A 13,927-nucleotide genomic window follows, 5' to 3' on the forward strand; every position below is an offset into this window, starting at 1 on the left:
CGCGTGGCCTCAGGCGGTTCCGACCAGGCGCAAAAATCGGCGGTCAAAATGCTCCGGCGCAAAATTTGCGGCGTGATCGATAGCGGTCTGTGGATCGAAGTGGCCGAGGAAATACTCCATGTCGTTCACTGCCTCGATCAACGATGCAACGTCTTGGCGTTCGAAGAACACTCCGGTCCTGCCAGGGACAACGCTGTCGAGAGCGCCGCCTCGACCATAAGCCACGACCGGGCGGCCCGAGGCCATGCACTCGACAGGGGTGATCCCGAAATCTTCTTCGGCGGTCATGATGAATGCACGGCATTTCGCATAGGCCTGCCGCAATGCGGTGAAGTCCAACCGGTCGATGAAGGTGATGTTGGGCCGGGCCATCGCCTTGAGCTTCTTGAGCATGCCTCCTGTACCCACCATGGTCAGGGGGAGACCGTTTTCGTTGAAGGTTTCGACCGCCAGATCGGGTCTTTTGTACGGGACCATCTGCCCTACCCACAGGTAGTTTGGCGCTATTTCGTCAGCCCGTCCGAAGAGCTCTGTCTCGACAGGTGGGTGGATCACGTGCGCATCGCGGCGCCATACCTTGTTGATACGTTGTTTGATGAAGTTCGAGTTCGCGACGAAAGTGTCGACCCTCGCGCTCGATGAAACGTCCCATTGGCGCAGTTTGTGGTACATGTACGGCATGGCCAGCCGCGCCGGTGTCGATGCCTCTGCCCGGTATTGGTGGTAGTGATCCCAGATGTAGCGCATCGGCGAATGGCAGTAACAGATATGCGCGGAGTCGGGCCGTGTGATCACGCCCTTGGCCGGACCGGACTCGCTACTGATTACGAGATCGTACTGGCTCAGATCCAACCCTTCGAGCGCCATCGGCATGAGCGGCAAATAGTATTTGTACAGCGAACGCGCGAACGGCAGACGGTTTACGAACCCCGCTTCGATCGATGCGCTGGCAAGACGCGCCGACATCTTTTCAGGGTCGTAGACATTGGTGAACAAGTCAGCGTTCGGGTAGAGGTGGAGGAGCCGCTCGACGACACGCTCCCCTCCGCGCATGGCGACGAACCAGTAATGCACGATCGCAACCCGAGGCTCTGAAAAAGGCCTGCGGGCTGCGGAGCTGCGTGCAGCACCCGGCGCGGCGACTGGGCTATGCATAGTATGATTCGTACTGCGAATAATAGAAATATGGATCGTTCGGATCGAGGAATGAGCGGCGCTTCATGTCCACCGCCGTCAGCGCGACGCCCACGAGATTGACGTGCTCTGGCGGCAAGCGCCGGAGCGCAGCCTTGACCGCGACTTTCGAAGTGGATCGCCATCTCGATGCGAACACCACCGCGTCGGCGCGGCTCGCGAGGATGCGTGTCGCTGCAATCGGCAGAACCGGCGGCAGATCAAGGATGATGCGATCAAAATGCCCGCTCAATTTTTCGAGAAGTTCGACAAATTCCTCTCCACGCAGAAGATGCTCGGGCTCCTCCCGTCGCGGAGAAAGCGGAAGCACGCAGAACACGTTCTCGTCGTCATAGTCGGCAAGGTCGAGAGGTGCGCTGCCATCGAGCACATCGATAAGCCCTTTTTGCCCTTCCTGCATGTTCAGCAGCCGGCTGATGCCCTGTCGGCGCAGGTCGCAGTCGATAAGCATCGTGCGCTGGCCACCGGCGGCGAGCACGCTGGCAAGGCAACAGCTCACCACGGTCTTGCCCTCGTTCGGCAGGGCGGACGTAACCGCGATGATCTTTGCCTTACCATGGGTCGCGAGATCGATCGACGCACCCAATGAGCGGAAGCTTTCTGCGAACGGAGATTTCGGTGCGTCCTGTATGGCAGTCGCGGGATGATCGGACTCGCTGCTGACCGAGGAAAGGAGCGGGATCGAGGCTATGCACGGAACGCCGGTTTCGCGCTCCACATCGTCCGGTGTGGAAAGGCCCTGGAACAACGATTCCCGAATATACGCCGCAAGCACGCCAAGCCCCAGGCCGATGACGATTGACAGCGCCACGTTGAGCGGGATGTTGGGCGAATAAGGAAAAATCGGTGTTTCGGCGTAAGTGAGAACGCGGGCATTGGGCGTCTCGCTGCCTTCGGCCGCGATCAGCTCCTTGAAGCGGTTCAGGTACGTCTGGTATATTTCCTGCGACGCTTCGGCAGCACGTTCGAGTTCGCTCAGACCGACCATGGCGTCATTGTTCTGAGACAATTTTTGCCTTGCGCCCGAAAGGCTGTTGTTGAGCGATGCGAGCCTTTGCGCCGAGACGGCCTGACGTGCTTCTAAATTGGAGATGACGCGGACAATTTCCGCCTCGATCCGCTGGCGAACCTCGTCGAGCTGGCTTTGTGCCCGGATGAGCTGCGGATGGTTGGGTCCGTACTTCGCTGAAAGGTCGGCGACCTCCGCCGCTGCGAGCGCTTCCTGCGATCGCAACGACGAAACGACGGGCGAACCTAGCGCCTCACCAACATCGTCGCCGATTGAGCCGGAGCGGAGCTGCGCCTGCGCTGTGCGTAGCCGCGCCTGGTCTTCCGCTGCTTCCGCGCGGGCAGTTGTGACCGCCTGGTTGTATGTCGAGATTTCCTGCTCTGTCAGCGATGCACCCGAAGTGCTGAGCAGATTATTGGCGATACGATAGCGCTGGAGCGCCTGCGTGTCGGCCTGCGCCTGGTCTCTCAATTCGGCAAGACGCTGTTCGACAATCTCTCGAGCGCCGGCATTACGCTGCTGCTCGGTCGATAGCTCCCAGTTCACGAACTGGCGGGTGAATTCATTGACGATGTCTGCGGATTCCCGTGCGCCTTCAGCTTCGAAGGCGATGGACAGCGCGAAGCTCTCACCAGCCCGTCCGACAGAGACGTTCTCCTGCAGTTCGTCGATCAATTCGCGGCGGTCTTCGGATGCGAGGCCGCTGTCGAGGCCAAGAGACGTTGCGACCAGCTGGGCCATCTCGCGCGATTGGATAATCTCGACCTGGGTTTCGAGAAGCTCGCTGGAAAGCACGGTTTGCGGCGCGGTTGCAGCCGTCGATTGTGTGACGATAGCTGCATCGTTGGTGATCATCACAGTCGAAACGGCGCGATAGGTGCTGCCAAGCAAGAAGGACAAAGCGAGGCCTGCTGCTACGACGAGCAGAGTGACCGCGATTATCAGGCGGAGATGCCTTCTGAAAAAGCTGACGCTTTCGGACAGGTCCATCCGATCGGCCGCAACCGGAGGGTATTCATCATAACGCGCGATCGCCGATCCGGGAGCATCGATGTTCATCAAGTTCCGGGCTTCATTCATAGCCAATCTCCATCCCCACTGAAGGGGAGACCAAGTTCATTGTTCGCAAAGCTGCTAAGTGAACGCGCATCACCAGGCCGCCCGCACGCCGATAGACCCGAACGCACCGTCGAAGCTGCGGCCGAATTCACCACCATCCTGATCCCTTACGCCTGCTGAGAAAATCAGGCCGATGCGATCTGCCAGCCGATAAGTCGCAGATCCGCTGATGGCGAAGCGTCTGTCGGTTCGCGGCAGTCCGCGAAATTCTTCTTCAAGGTAGAGCGTGTCTGCGCTCACCAGCAGGCGATCGCTCACGGCGTGCTCGGCGGTCAGCCGGAATGAGCTCGCGATAATGGCTGGCGCCTCCAGAATGCGGCCGGGATCGACATCACGCGCGGCGCGCGCAATGAGGCGCCAGTCCGGTTTTGGCGTCCAGTTGGCCTCAAGGCGGAAATTGAACTCCTGCGCCGTCTCGACAAGCGGGTTCTCGAATTGCTGCTCGATATAGCCGACACCGACTTCAAGCTCGACGAGCGATGAGAGCTCGTAAGATACGCCGACGAGGGTGAAGAATCCATCGGTGTCCCTGTCCGGATTGGACAGGATGTCGAAATTGAGGGCTCTCAGTCCTGCCTCGACGAACACTTCCGTCCGGTCACTCAGCCTCAGGTCCGCGCGCACTACACCGTTCAGGATTTCAACGTCCCGGAACGAAAGGTCGAACGGAACACCGTCGATGCTCGTATCTGAGTGATCCCGGTTGATGATGCTCCCGGCAATGCCGAGTTCCAGCCGGTTGCCTGCGCGGGAAAGTTCGAATGAGGCTCTTTTGTCGCGAAATACCACTGGGGTGTCGGTGAAGAATGCATCTCCTGCCGAGCCGCGCTGCTCGATGCCGCGCGAATACCCGCCAGCCAGTTCGAAATTGATGTCATTGCCCAGTTCAAGAAGACTGATCAGATCAGCTCGGTACTGCTCGCTGTTTTCGCTCGAGACATCGACATAGCGGCGGATCTCCGCCCCGGTTTCCAGCCTGACCGAGTGCCGGGAGAAATCGGAGGCGATCACGGCGGTCGGCCTTATAGAAAATAGCGTATCTTCTTCTTCAAGCTCATCGAGATTGAAGATGTTGGTGTCGTATGTGACGTCCACCGTCGTCCGCGGGAACAGGATGAATCCCGGGGAGATACGAACGCCTTCGCCAGCATCAGGATCGAACAATTCAACCGGCGTGATCACCTCGTCCGACTGCGCATAGGCGGGACGCGATGCGAACAGGCTGATGCAGACCAGCGCGGCAAGGCGGATCGCCCGCTTCCTCTGCCTGCGAGTGGTCCACCGAGCCCGGACGGTGATCACGCGGTAGGCGTTCCGCCCGCGGGTGCGCCAAGGGGAGTCGATCAATCTCAACAGCAGGATGATATCCTGGATTGCAAGCATGACCGACGAGGCCATTCCGCGCCGAACCCGACTGCGATATTCAGTCCGATTTGGACCACTCTTGATCCCGCCCGCCTTGACAGGCTTGTTGGCCGCGTGTTGTTTCCTATCCAAAAGTAGCAGGTCGCTAATCCAAATGAATAAGATGAGAATGCCGAAGGGAAAGTCGCTCGCAGCCTCGGACGTGCACCGCGAAGTGCCGTCATCGGGCAAGCGGAGTTTTGCCCGCGGTTTTCTGTTCGCTTTACCGGGAGCGATAGCGCTCTGGGGGTTGATCGCGTTTCTGATCTGACCGTCAGCTACATGCGGCATTAGCAAGACCCCTTCCCGGAAATTACCGCAGGGATTGTCATGACGAGGATTTTCAAATCCATCGCGAATGTGCGCGAACGGGCATACAACACGTCGGCAGCTACCCTGCGTGAATACGAAGCATCATTGCGGCCTGATATCTGCCATAGCCCGCTGAGGCCCGGCTTAACCCTGAAGTAGCTGGTGATGTACCGGCCGTATCTCGGCACCTCGGACTTTATGATCGGGCGCGGACCGACGAGGCTCATGTCGCCGCGCAGGACATTGAAGAGCTGCGGCAGCTCATCGAGGCTCGATTGCCGGAGGAAGTTGCCGATATTGGTGATGCGAGGGTCTACGGACAGCTTCTGCTTGCACTGCCACTCCAGTCGCAGATCGGGTTGAGCCCTCAAGAGCTGAGCCAGTTTGATCTCGGCATCGACATGCATGGTGCGGAATTTCAGGCATTTGAAGGTGCGGCCCTGACTGCCGACGCGCTCTTGCCGAAACAATATAGGTCCGGCGCTGCTCAGCTTCACTGCCAGCGCGACCAGCAACATCACCGGTGCGAGCAGCACCAACATCGCCAAAGCGACCACAATGTCGAGCGTGCGTTTAAGAGGCGTCGGAGAAACTTCAACCGCAGATGCGAGATCCGTGCTGACCGAGATAAGGTCATCGTCCGACAAGGACGGCGCCATGGTGAATACGGTTTCGTGCGCGTCGACGTCATGCGCGCCGACATCGGGGATGGCTACGGTGTTATCATGCTTGGTCGTGTGCATCGGTCTCACGATCTCGAAGTCAGTATTGAAGGCGCCTGAAATTGGCATGAGACTCCGGATTCGCGGACCCTCATCGAATTGAAAAATCGGCGAAAACGATCAAGCAAACAACCGCGCATCAGTTGTACGGCCTTACGCCCAAACGGGCTATCACGAGTGGCGACTAAGTCTCGGAAAACACCCCCAAATGGTAATATCGCCCAGCCGAGGCTTTGGATAAAGTCAGCCGATCTATGGACGCACTAACATGATGCAAAAAGGGAGAGCGGCGATGACCATTGAAGCGTGTATTCGGGCATGGGCCTCTGTCAGAACTTTACTGCTTGGCGGGCTGTGCGTGCTGGCGGCTGGCTGCGCGTCATCCGGGCTGACTTCGATCAGTGCGGCCGACGCGAATAGCGGGCTTGCCGAAGGATATTCGATCGATGCCGGAGACCAGCTTCGGGTCACGGTTTTCGACGAAGAAACGCTCACCGGCGAATTCGATGTGGGCGCGGGCGGCATTCTCTCGCTGCCGTTGATCGATCCGCTCCTTGTAAAGGACAAGGGTCCCCAGCAGGTCGCCGAGATGGTCGAGAAAAGCCTGGCAGACGGGGGCTATGTCCTTGATCCGCGCGTCTCGGTCGAAATCATCGAGCACCGCACGTTCTTTATCCTCGGAGAGGTGGCGACGCCTGGCGAATATACGCACAATGGCGAGCTGAGCCTGGAGCAAGCCATCGCGAAAGCTGGCGGCTTCACGCCGCGGGCTGACAAGGACAAGATCGTACTGAAGCGGCAAACATGGTCCGAGGGTCGGATCGTAAAGCTCGACAAGTCAGCATTACGAATTGCTCCGGGTGACACGATAACGATTCGAGAATCGTTCTTTTGAGGCGGCCTAATCGGCAAATGCGCTCAGAATAGAGCTGCTTTGTAAGCCGATAAAAGCCGGCGGCAAAAAACAATTCGGTCCGGTTAACCATCGAAAGCCTTGCAATTGGCGGCCTCGCGCGGCGACGACCGTGCGCGGCTGGCTAACTTGTTAATTAATCATTGCATAAAACGCGATTGTTACGCACAATCCCCTAACCGTTCGGAGTCGCTTCCACGGATCAAGATCAAAAAACAGATTGAATGTGGGGGTAACACGGCTTGAAGGGGGCCGGGTCGCAGCGTTGTCGAAATCTACGGGATTTTTCAAATGACTAGCGACCTTTGCTTGATAAGCTCTAACGATATCTCACGTGAGGGACTGCAGCAGATATTGTCTTCGGACGGTTTCAATGTGGTCATCGCAAGCACCCGAGCGGAGCGCATTGCCAAGGCCGATTTGGACGACGACATTGCGGTCGTCGTCGATCTTCCGGACATGGATGCGCAAAAGGATGCGATCGAGGAAATATACTCGGCCTATCCAAACGCGAGAATTGCCGTGCTTGTCGACGAATTCGACATGACGTGCCTGGTAGAATGCCTCGAAGCGGGAGTAGCCGGGTACATCGTCAAATCTATGAACTCGCAGCCACTCATCACGGCGCTCCACCTCGTGTCACTGGGGCAGAAATTTCTCCCATCGGAACTCGCAGATGTTCTGAGCAAGCATAGCTTTGATAAAGCCTTGCCACATGGAGATTTCGAGACGGAATTGGCGGATGCAAAGCTGTCCGCTCGGGAACGCGATGTTCTGTGCTGCCTGATGGACGGTTATTCCAACAAGGTGATCGCTCGTGAACTCGATGTTTGCGAGGCCACCGTGAAGGTTCACGTCAAGGCGATCCTGCGCAAACTCGACGTAGGCAATCGGACGCAAGCGGCCATGTGGGCGAGCACTCGGGGTTTTTCGAATTTCCATCAACTGCCCGCCGGCAATAACGCAGCGCCGGTTCACGCTTGAATGATACTATGCGGCCGGCCTTTATTGAGGCCGGGCCGCCGGACCGGGTCAGGACCGCTCTTTCATCAGTTTAAGAAGGGCCGCCTCGTCACCAGGTAGGCATTGAGCGGAATTCTTGCGCGTTACCCTTTCGCAGTCCCAAAGCGCAATCTCCATGCCGGACGCAGCATCTCGCACGAACAGAAATAGCGGGCGATGCCTCGCCGAAAGCGGAGCGTCCCGATTCCGCGCGGCCTCTGCTCCGGTGCCATAGCCGAGTATCTGACAGGATTTCCTGCCTCGACATGTCTTGAGCGCAGAGAGTGCCCACCTGCCATTCGCTTCAATGTTCTCGACCGTGGTATAATGGGTATTGGATGAGATCGGTCTCACAGCGGTGGCTGGTGAAGGGGCGTTGTAAGGTGCAAGTGCCAATTGCGCTGCCTGCTCGCCTCCGACATTCGCATCGATCCCGGCGAGGTCCTGTTCACGGCGTTTCGCGACCATTTCCCTGAACTCCACCTCAGTCTCCAAGCGTCGCTGTTTGCCGATTACACCCGCGGATCCCCGCCATTTGTAGAAAATGTGCGGCCCGACGATTGCGACGCGGTCGAGGCGGCCGGCCCACCACGGGTCGACATAATTGGCGTGGTAATGGGTCGCGGTCCCGATGCTTTGGTCGACCCGTCCATTAAGCGCTTCCTCAGCCAGCTTGCGAGCCCGGTCCATTGCGCGATCGCTCGGCGTTCGCGCCTGGATTGATCCATCGCAAGTAAAGGTAAATTGGCACCCCGTTTGGAGGTGGGATCCTTCAAAAACGACTCCGCAGACCGAATTCGGGAATGCCGCGTGGCTGACCCTGTTTAGGATCGTCTGCATTACCGCACGCTGGTCGGAAGGGCGGTCCCCGGCTTCGTACCACGACGCAAAGGCCAGGCAGTCGATCGCTTTGTTGCGGTCACCCGTGCTACCCGAATATTTGAAAGGGCGAGATGGAAGCAAAGCGACTTCGTTAATTGCCCACTCGGACGCCGGCAGCACAGCGCTGCCATCATCGAGTGACGCTGCAAGTCTTTCCGAATTGGTCTCGCCGCTCCGGGCGTTGGAACCAGCCGCCTGAGCTTCGGGGGATGCTCTCCATTCGCCCGCAAAGGCGATGACCCCTATGACGCCGATTAGAAACGCCGGAAATACCAGTGCATACAATGGACGGCCATTGCGCAGCTTGGGTAACCGAGAGGTATCGCTATCGATCTCTTCCAAATCTTGATCGGCTGGCATCGAAACACCCTCTGCGATTGTGAGCACCGGTCCGCGCTCCCTCGTTACCGTCCTGGTTTGGCAACTACTTTGAGGACCGGATCATCCGAACGCGCTGCGCTCTGCCTGCGCAAACGGTCGAATTTGCTTGCGAGCACGGATTCAGCGTCACTCGAGATCAAGTCGGATTTGGAAGCGATGGGCTCTGCTTTCGCAGGCACCATGTCCTCTGCGTTGAGCTCGAGAGTTTCATCAGGCTCTGACCGGGAGAGATGCCAGCGAGTCCCAGGGATGCTGACTTTGCGAAGCTCCGCAATCGCGGCATCGATCTCTATCTGATGCTGGTTGATCGCCTCCATGGCGATCTTGCGATCCTGTTGCGCTTCTAGATAGCGCGTATCAGCGTCTACGAATGCCTTCTCGGCTTCGCGCAAGGCTTCTTCAAGTGTCGCAAGGCAATGCGAATATTGGTTTCCCGTGTCCTTGGACATGTGTGTCACCCCGTCAAAGTTATCCGGTTATTTTCCGGTTGATCGTCACTTCGAGCGCCGGCGGCCCCGCGGATTGCGGTATAGGCGACGACGTTCGATATGGACTGCGTTACCACGGCAGCGACGCGGGACGATATTACTCTAAAGGGGGTGTCGGGACGCCGTTTAAGCTAAAAACGGGGCAAGTATCAGGCGGTTTTTGATATCATGGCGATTAGCATACCATCGGCTGTCTGACGAAAGCCGACCACACGGTAGCCGTCTGCCGCCCGCTCTCTGTCGAACTCGAACTTCCACTCGGTTATCATATCCAGGGTTGGTCTGACACCGATGGGAACTTCGTCGACTTCCGTCGTATCGGCGACATCGCCGAGGTCTTTGGAAGATTTCAGAAGGGCGGCATTGACGGTGGCTTGTGAGATCGGGTCGACAAAGTCGCAGCCCAGAAACGAGCGCTCGCGCCAGATGACTTCGGCATCGACGGTTCCGATCAGAGGAAGCACAACCTGGATGATATCGCCAACGGAGAGATCCGCGTCGGTTTCGAGCCGCAGTCCTGTCCCTGACAAGTCATGGATAAGCGCCCGGCTCGCGTTGGTTGAAGACCCCAGAGATGTTGCAAGGCGTAATCGCTTGCGCTCGTTCTCCCGCCTTTCGGCGATGATCTCAGCCTGCAACGGGCGCGAAAGATTTCCCATAGGGCAAAAAGTTCCATTCCACCGACCCTGACAACGAGCCACAAAATAAACACAGGCTGCGTCGTCACTGCAATTGTGCCAGCATGAACCTGCCGCTCCTTTTGCACGTGTTGTCAATCCGCGGTGCATAGATCAACGGCGCAGAAGAGGCAGGAGCGACACTTTCTTGCTGCCCAGATCAATGGTCAGCCAAGGCGGCGTGGTCACTTCCGTTTCGTTTTTACCCTCGAAGGACTGTGTTTCGGGGTAGGCCTATCGCCAGTTGGCTAATGGCGTTGCCAGAAAGTAGCACTACGTGATGGCGATTTCGGACAGGCCGCGACTGAAAGGTTCCAGGCGACGAGGCGCAATTTCGCGCGAAAAATTGGACCAAGCAGGGGCGATTTCTGCATTATGGTTGTCCTTCACGATCAATACTGCGAAGCGGCGACCCTGATTTCATATGCAGATGAGGATTTAGCGTTGAGTTCGGTTTCACGGAAGGGGATCATCCTTGCAGGCGGTTCGGGCACACGGCTCTATCCGTTGACCCGCGGCGTGTCGAAGCAGCTAATGCCGGTCTACGACAAGCCGATGATCTACTACCCGTTATCGGCCCTTATGCTGGCCGGGATCAGGGACATCCTGATCATCACGACACCGGAAGATCAGGAACAGTTTCAGCGCTTCCTCGGCGACGGATCGAGTTTTGGTGTATCGCTCTCCTATGCGGTGCAGCCAAGGCCCGAAGGATTGGCGCAAGCTTTCCTGATCGGGGCCGATTTCGTGAAGGACGAACCCAGCGCACTCGTGCTTGGTGACAATATTTTTTACGGGCACGGCCTGCCAGAGATACTCGCCAGCGCAAACTCGCGGGAGTCCGGGGCGAGCGTCTTTGCCTATCGCGTCAACAATCCTGAGGCTTACGGAGTGGTCGATTTCGACCGCGACGGAAAGGCTTCTTCGCTCGAAGAGAAACCTGCCCATCCGAAATCGAACTTCGCAGTGACAGGGCTCTATTTTTACGACGGGACGGTGGTTGACCGCGCGCGCGAACTCGAACCATCGGCGCGCGGTGAACTGGAAATCACGGACCTCAATCGGCTCTACCTTGAGGATGAAGTCTTATCTGTCGAGATGATGGGGCGGGGATATTCCTGGCTCGATACAGGAACACACGGCTCGCTTCTCGATGCGGCAACATTCGTCCGCATTACCGAAGAAAGGCAGGGTCTGAAAATCTGCTGCCCTGAAGAGATTGCCTGGAGGCAGGGGTTCATCGACGACGCGCAACTTGAAAGCATCGCCGCCCCGCTCGTGAAGTCGGGTTATGGTGAATATCTGATCTCGCTGCTTCGTGAAGGGATGCGTTGATGCGCGTTTTGCCGACGCCGATCGAAGGGCCACTCATAATCGAACCGCAAGTCTTTGGTGATGACCGCGGTTTTTTCCTCGAAAGCTGGAACGCGGATCGCTTCGCTGAATGCGGAATCGAGACGATGTTCGTCCAAGACAACCATTCGCGCTCCCAAAAAGGGGTCCTGCGCGGATTGCATTTCCAAAATCCAGGGCCGCAAGGGAAGCTGGTGAGAGTCGTGAGCGGAGCTGTGTTCGACGTGGCCGTCGACCTGCGGCGAAGCTCCGCAACCTTTGGCAAGTGGACCGGTGTAGAGCTGTCGGCGGAAAATAAGCGCATGTTCTGGGTGCCGCAGGGTTTTGCTCACGGTTTCCTCACGCTCGAGGATGACACCGATTTCCTTTATAAATGTGACGCGGCCTATGCCCCCGCAAACGAGCATTCTCTAGCGTGGGATGATCCGGCTATCGGCATTGACTGGCCGACGAGCGGAATTGAAGTGCAATTATCGGCCAAGGATCGTGACGGCCGTTCGCTGAGCGAAGTCGAGGCTTTCGCATGAAGGTCTTGATTACGGGTGCCAAAGGTCAGTTGGGGCGTGGTCTTATTGCAGCATCGCCCGATGATGCGGCGATCCACGCTGTCGATATCGATGACTGCGATCTCACCAATGAAGGCTCGATTTTCAACTTGGTTGGAAACATTGCGCCCGACCTCATAATTAATGCGGCGGCTTACACGGCAGTGGACAACGCTGAAAGTGAAGAGGACCTGGCAGCCGCGATCAACGCCGACGCTGTGAAAGCGCTGGCGAGCGTGCATTCGGGCAGGATCGTGCATGTCTCGACCGATTTCGTGTTCGATGGTGGATCGAGCAGGCCGTATCGCCCAGAAGACAAGCGCGCCCCAATCTCGACCTATGGCCGTACGAAGGCGAGGGGCGAGGATCATCTGCGACCGGATGATATCCTGGTCCGGACATCTTGGGTCTACACGGCCGGAGGGCAAAATTTCGTGCGGACCATGCTGCGGCTGATGCGCGAGAAGCCGGAGCTTAAAGTCGTGGCGGATCAGATCGGCGCGCCCACATGGGCTCCCGGTCTTGCTGCGGTGATCTGGGGTTTGGTGAAGAGCGGTGCTTCCGGCATCTACCATCACAGCGACGCTGGTACCGCGAGTTGGTACGATTTTGCCGTGGCCATCCAAGAGGAGGCGCTTTCGCTCGGTTTGCTCAGCCGCGAAGTCCCGATCCATCCGATCCCGACAAGCGACTACCCAACACCCGCCGCGCGTCCTGCTTTTTCGCTGCTCGATTGCAGGAAGACGCGCGAGCTTTTGGGCGATGGACATACCCATTGGCGCAAAAATCTGCGGAAAATGCTTAAAGAGGAACAGGCACTTGGCTAATCTTCTCGTGACGGGCGGTGCAGGCTTCATCGGCGGAAATTTCGTCCATTACTGGGCTGACCGCCACCCGGACGATACTGTCATCGTCCTCGACAGCCTGACCTACGCCGGTAACAGATCGACAATCGAGAATGTAAAACAGGCAGAACTCACGGTGGGTGACGTCCGCGATACGAGCCTTGTCGAAACGCTCCTGCGTGAACGCAACGTATCAACGATTGTTCACTTCGCCGCGGAAAGCCATGTCGATCGTTCGATCAGCGGACCGGACGCCTTCATCGACACCAATATTCTCGGGACCAACAGTCTCCTGAAGGCCGCTCGGACCGTCTGGCTGGACGAAGGCAGCGGACGCCAGCACCGATTCCATCACATTTCGACCGACGAAGTATATGGCTCTCTCGGTCCGAAGGATGCCGCTTTTAGCGAGACCCATCAGTATCAGCCGAACTCACCCTATTCGGCTTCGAAAGCGTCGTCGGACCATCTGGTTCGTGCATACCATCACACATTCGGACTCGAAGTAACCACAACCAATTGTTCGAACAATTATGGGCCGTATCAGTACCCGGAAAAGCTGATACCGCTCTTCCTGCTCAACGCGCTTCACGGCCGAAACCTTCCAATTTACGGTGACGGAATGAATGTGCGCGACTGGCTGCATGTCGAAGATCATTGCCGCGGCATCGAGGCTTGTCTCGACAATGGCAGGCCTGGCGAAACCTATAATATCGGTGGCGGTGAAGAACTGCCAAACATGGCCGTAATCGACAGTATCTGCTCTGAGGTCGATCGCGCATTTCAAGAGATCGATGGCTTGGCCATGCGCTATCCCGATGCGCCCGCGGCGAAGGGAAGGGCCACCAGCGAGCTGAAAACCTTCATAATCGAGATCGCCGTTACGCGATCGACGAAACAAAGGCCCGGGGCGAACTCGGCTATGAGCCCCACCACGACTTTAAAGGCGGCCTGACGGCCACCCTGCGCTGGTACCTGGAAAACGAAACCTGGTGGCGCGCTCTGTTGGACACAGCCTGACGCGCGAAGGTGGCGCGATCGGCGATCCAACAACAATCGTTGATTGCAATGCCATGTTGAT

General features: G+C 57.7%; 13 protein-coding genes and 1 pseudogene. 7 read left to right on the forward strand and 7 right to left on the reverse strand.

Annotation, left to right across the window (positions count from 1 at the left end; all coding sequences use genetic code 11):
* Window positions 1-9 precede the first annotated feature (9 nt).
* The 3 genes from KCG45_RS08970 to KCG45_RS08980 all read right to left on the reverse strand — a co-directional run bounded on the left by KCG45_RS08970 (window position 10) and on the right by KCG45_RS08980 (window position 4,705).
* Window positions 10-1,155, reverse strand: a complete 1,146-nt coding sequence (locus tag KCG45_RS08970) for a glycosyltransferase (protein WP_218316926.1) — start codon at window positions 1,153-1,155, stop codon at window positions 10-12.
* Window positions 1,148-3,283 carry a GumC family protein gene (locus KCG45_RS08975; RefSeq protein WP_218316927.1) on the reverse strand — a complete coding sequence of 712 codons (2,136 nt, stop codon included), beginning with the start codon at window positions 3,281-3,283 and terminating at the stop codon, window positions 1,148-1,150. The genes KCG45_RS08970 and KCG45_RS08975 overlap by 8 nt, the downstream gene beginning before the upstream one ends.
* 69 nt (window positions 3,284-3,352) lie before the next feature.
* Window positions 3,353-4,705, reverse strand: coding sequence for an outer membrane beta-barrel protein (locus KCG45_RS08980; RefSeq protein ID WP_218316928.1), 1,353 nt, complete (start codon window positions 4,703-4,705; stop codon window positions 3,353-3,355).
* Window positions 4,706-4,841: 136 nt separating this feature from the next.
* Between KCG45_RS08980 and KCG45_RS08985 the strand changes: the two genes are divergently transcribed.
* A complete protein-coding gene (locus tag KCG45_RS08985; protein WP_218316929.1) occupies window positions 4,842-4,997 on the forward strand; it encodes a hypothetical protein in 156 nt (51 codons plus the stop codon).
* Window positions 4,998-5,016: 19 nt separating this feature from the next.
* Here the strand turns inward: KCG45_RS08985 and KCG45_RS08990 are convergent, their stop codons facing one another.
* Complete coding sequence (locus KCG45_RS08990) at window positions 5,017-5,829, reverse strand: sugar transferase (protein ID WP_255548103.1); 813 nt, start codon at window positions 5,827-5,829, stop codon at window positions 5,017-5,019.
* Between the two features lie 223 nt (window positions 5,830-6,052).
* Between KCG45_RS08990 and KCG45_RS08995 the strand changes: the two genes are divergently transcribed.
* Together KCG45_RS08995 and KCG45_RS09000 are read left to right on the forward strand one after the other, a co-directional pair.
* Entirely contained in the window at window positions 6,053-6,655 is a 603-nt protein-coding gene (locus tag KCG45_RS08995) for a polysaccharide biosynthesis/export family protein (RefSeq protein ID WP_218316930.1), read from the forward strand.
* 309 nt (window positions 6,656-6,964) lie between these two features.
* The gene (locus KCG45_RS09000; RefSeq protein WP_218316931.1) at window positions 6,965-7,657 is read left to right on the forward strand and encodes a LuxR C-terminal-related transcriptional regulator; all 693 of its coding nucleotides are present in this window, start codon (window positions 6,965-6,967) and stop codon (window positions 7,655-7,657) included.
* Between the two features lie 48 nt (window positions 7,658-7,705).
* On the opposite strand, the gene KCG45_RS09005 is transcribed toward KCG45_RS09000, so the two are convergent.
* The 3 genes from KCG45_RS09005 to KCG45_RS09015 form a co-directional block, all read right to left on the reverse strand.
* Entirely contained in the window at window positions 7,706-8,917 is a 1,212-nt protein-coding gene (locus KCG45_RS09005; protein WP_218316932.1) for a cell wall hydrolase, read from the reverse strand.
* Window positions 8,918-8,961: 44 nt separating this feature from the next.
* Window positions 8,962-9,387, reverse strand: a complete 426-nt coding sequence (locus KCG45_RS09010; protein WP_218316933.1) for a hypothetical protein — start codon at window positions 9,385-9,387, stop codon at window positions 8,962-8,964.
* Between the two features lie 188 nt (window positions 9,388-9,575).
* Window positions 9,576-10,085, reverse strand: a complete 510-nt coding sequence (locus KCG45_RS09015; RefSeq protein WP_218316934.1) for a PilZ domain-containing protein — start codon at window positions 10,083-10,085, stop codon at window positions 9,576-9,578.
* A 462-nt stretch (window positions 10,086-10,547) separates the two neighbouring features.
* Between KCG45_RS09015 and rfbA the strand changes: the two genes are divergently transcribed.
* The 4 genes and pseudogenes from rfbA to rfbB all read left to right on the forward strand — a co-directional run bounded on the left by rfbA (window position 10,548) and on the right by rfbB (window position 13,866).
* Window positions 10,548-11,438 (forward strand): glucose-1-phosphate thymidylyltransferase RfbA, encoded by an 891-nt coding sequence (rfbA, locus tag KCG45_RS09020; RefSeq protein WP_255548104.1) that lies wholly within the window; start codon window positions 10,548-10,550, stop codon window positions 11,436-11,438.
* Window positions 11,438-11,983 (forward strand): dTDP-4-dehydrorhamnose 3,5-epimerase, encoded by a 546-nt coding sequence (gene rfbC, locus KCG45_RS09025; RefSeq protein WP_218316936.1) that lies wholly within the window; start codon window positions 11,438-11,440, stop codon window positions 11,981-11,983. The genes rfbA and rfbC overlap by 1 nt, the downstream gene beginning before the upstream one ends.
* Window positions 11,980-12,828 (forward strand): dTDP-4-dehydrorhamnose reductase, encoded by an 849-nt coding sequence (rfbD, locus tag KCG45_RS09030; protein ID WP_218316937.1) that lies wholly within the window; start codon window positions 11,980-11,982, stop codon window positions 12,826-12,828. The genes rfbC and rfbD overlap by 4 nt, the downstream gene beginning before the upstream one ends.
* Window positions 12,821-13,866, forward strand: a pseudogene (rfbB, locus tag KCG45_RS09035) (dTDP-glucose 4,6-dehydratase). The gene rfbD and the pseudogene rfbB overlap by 8 nt, the downstream one beginning before the upstream one ends.
* Window positions 13,867-13,927: the final 61 nt, after the last annotated feature.

The organism is Erythrobacter ani, assembly GCF_019204025.1.
Taxonomy (GTDB): Bacteria; Pseudomonadota; Alphaproteobacteria; order Sphingomonadales; family Sphingomonadaceae; genus Erythrobacter; species Erythrobacter ani.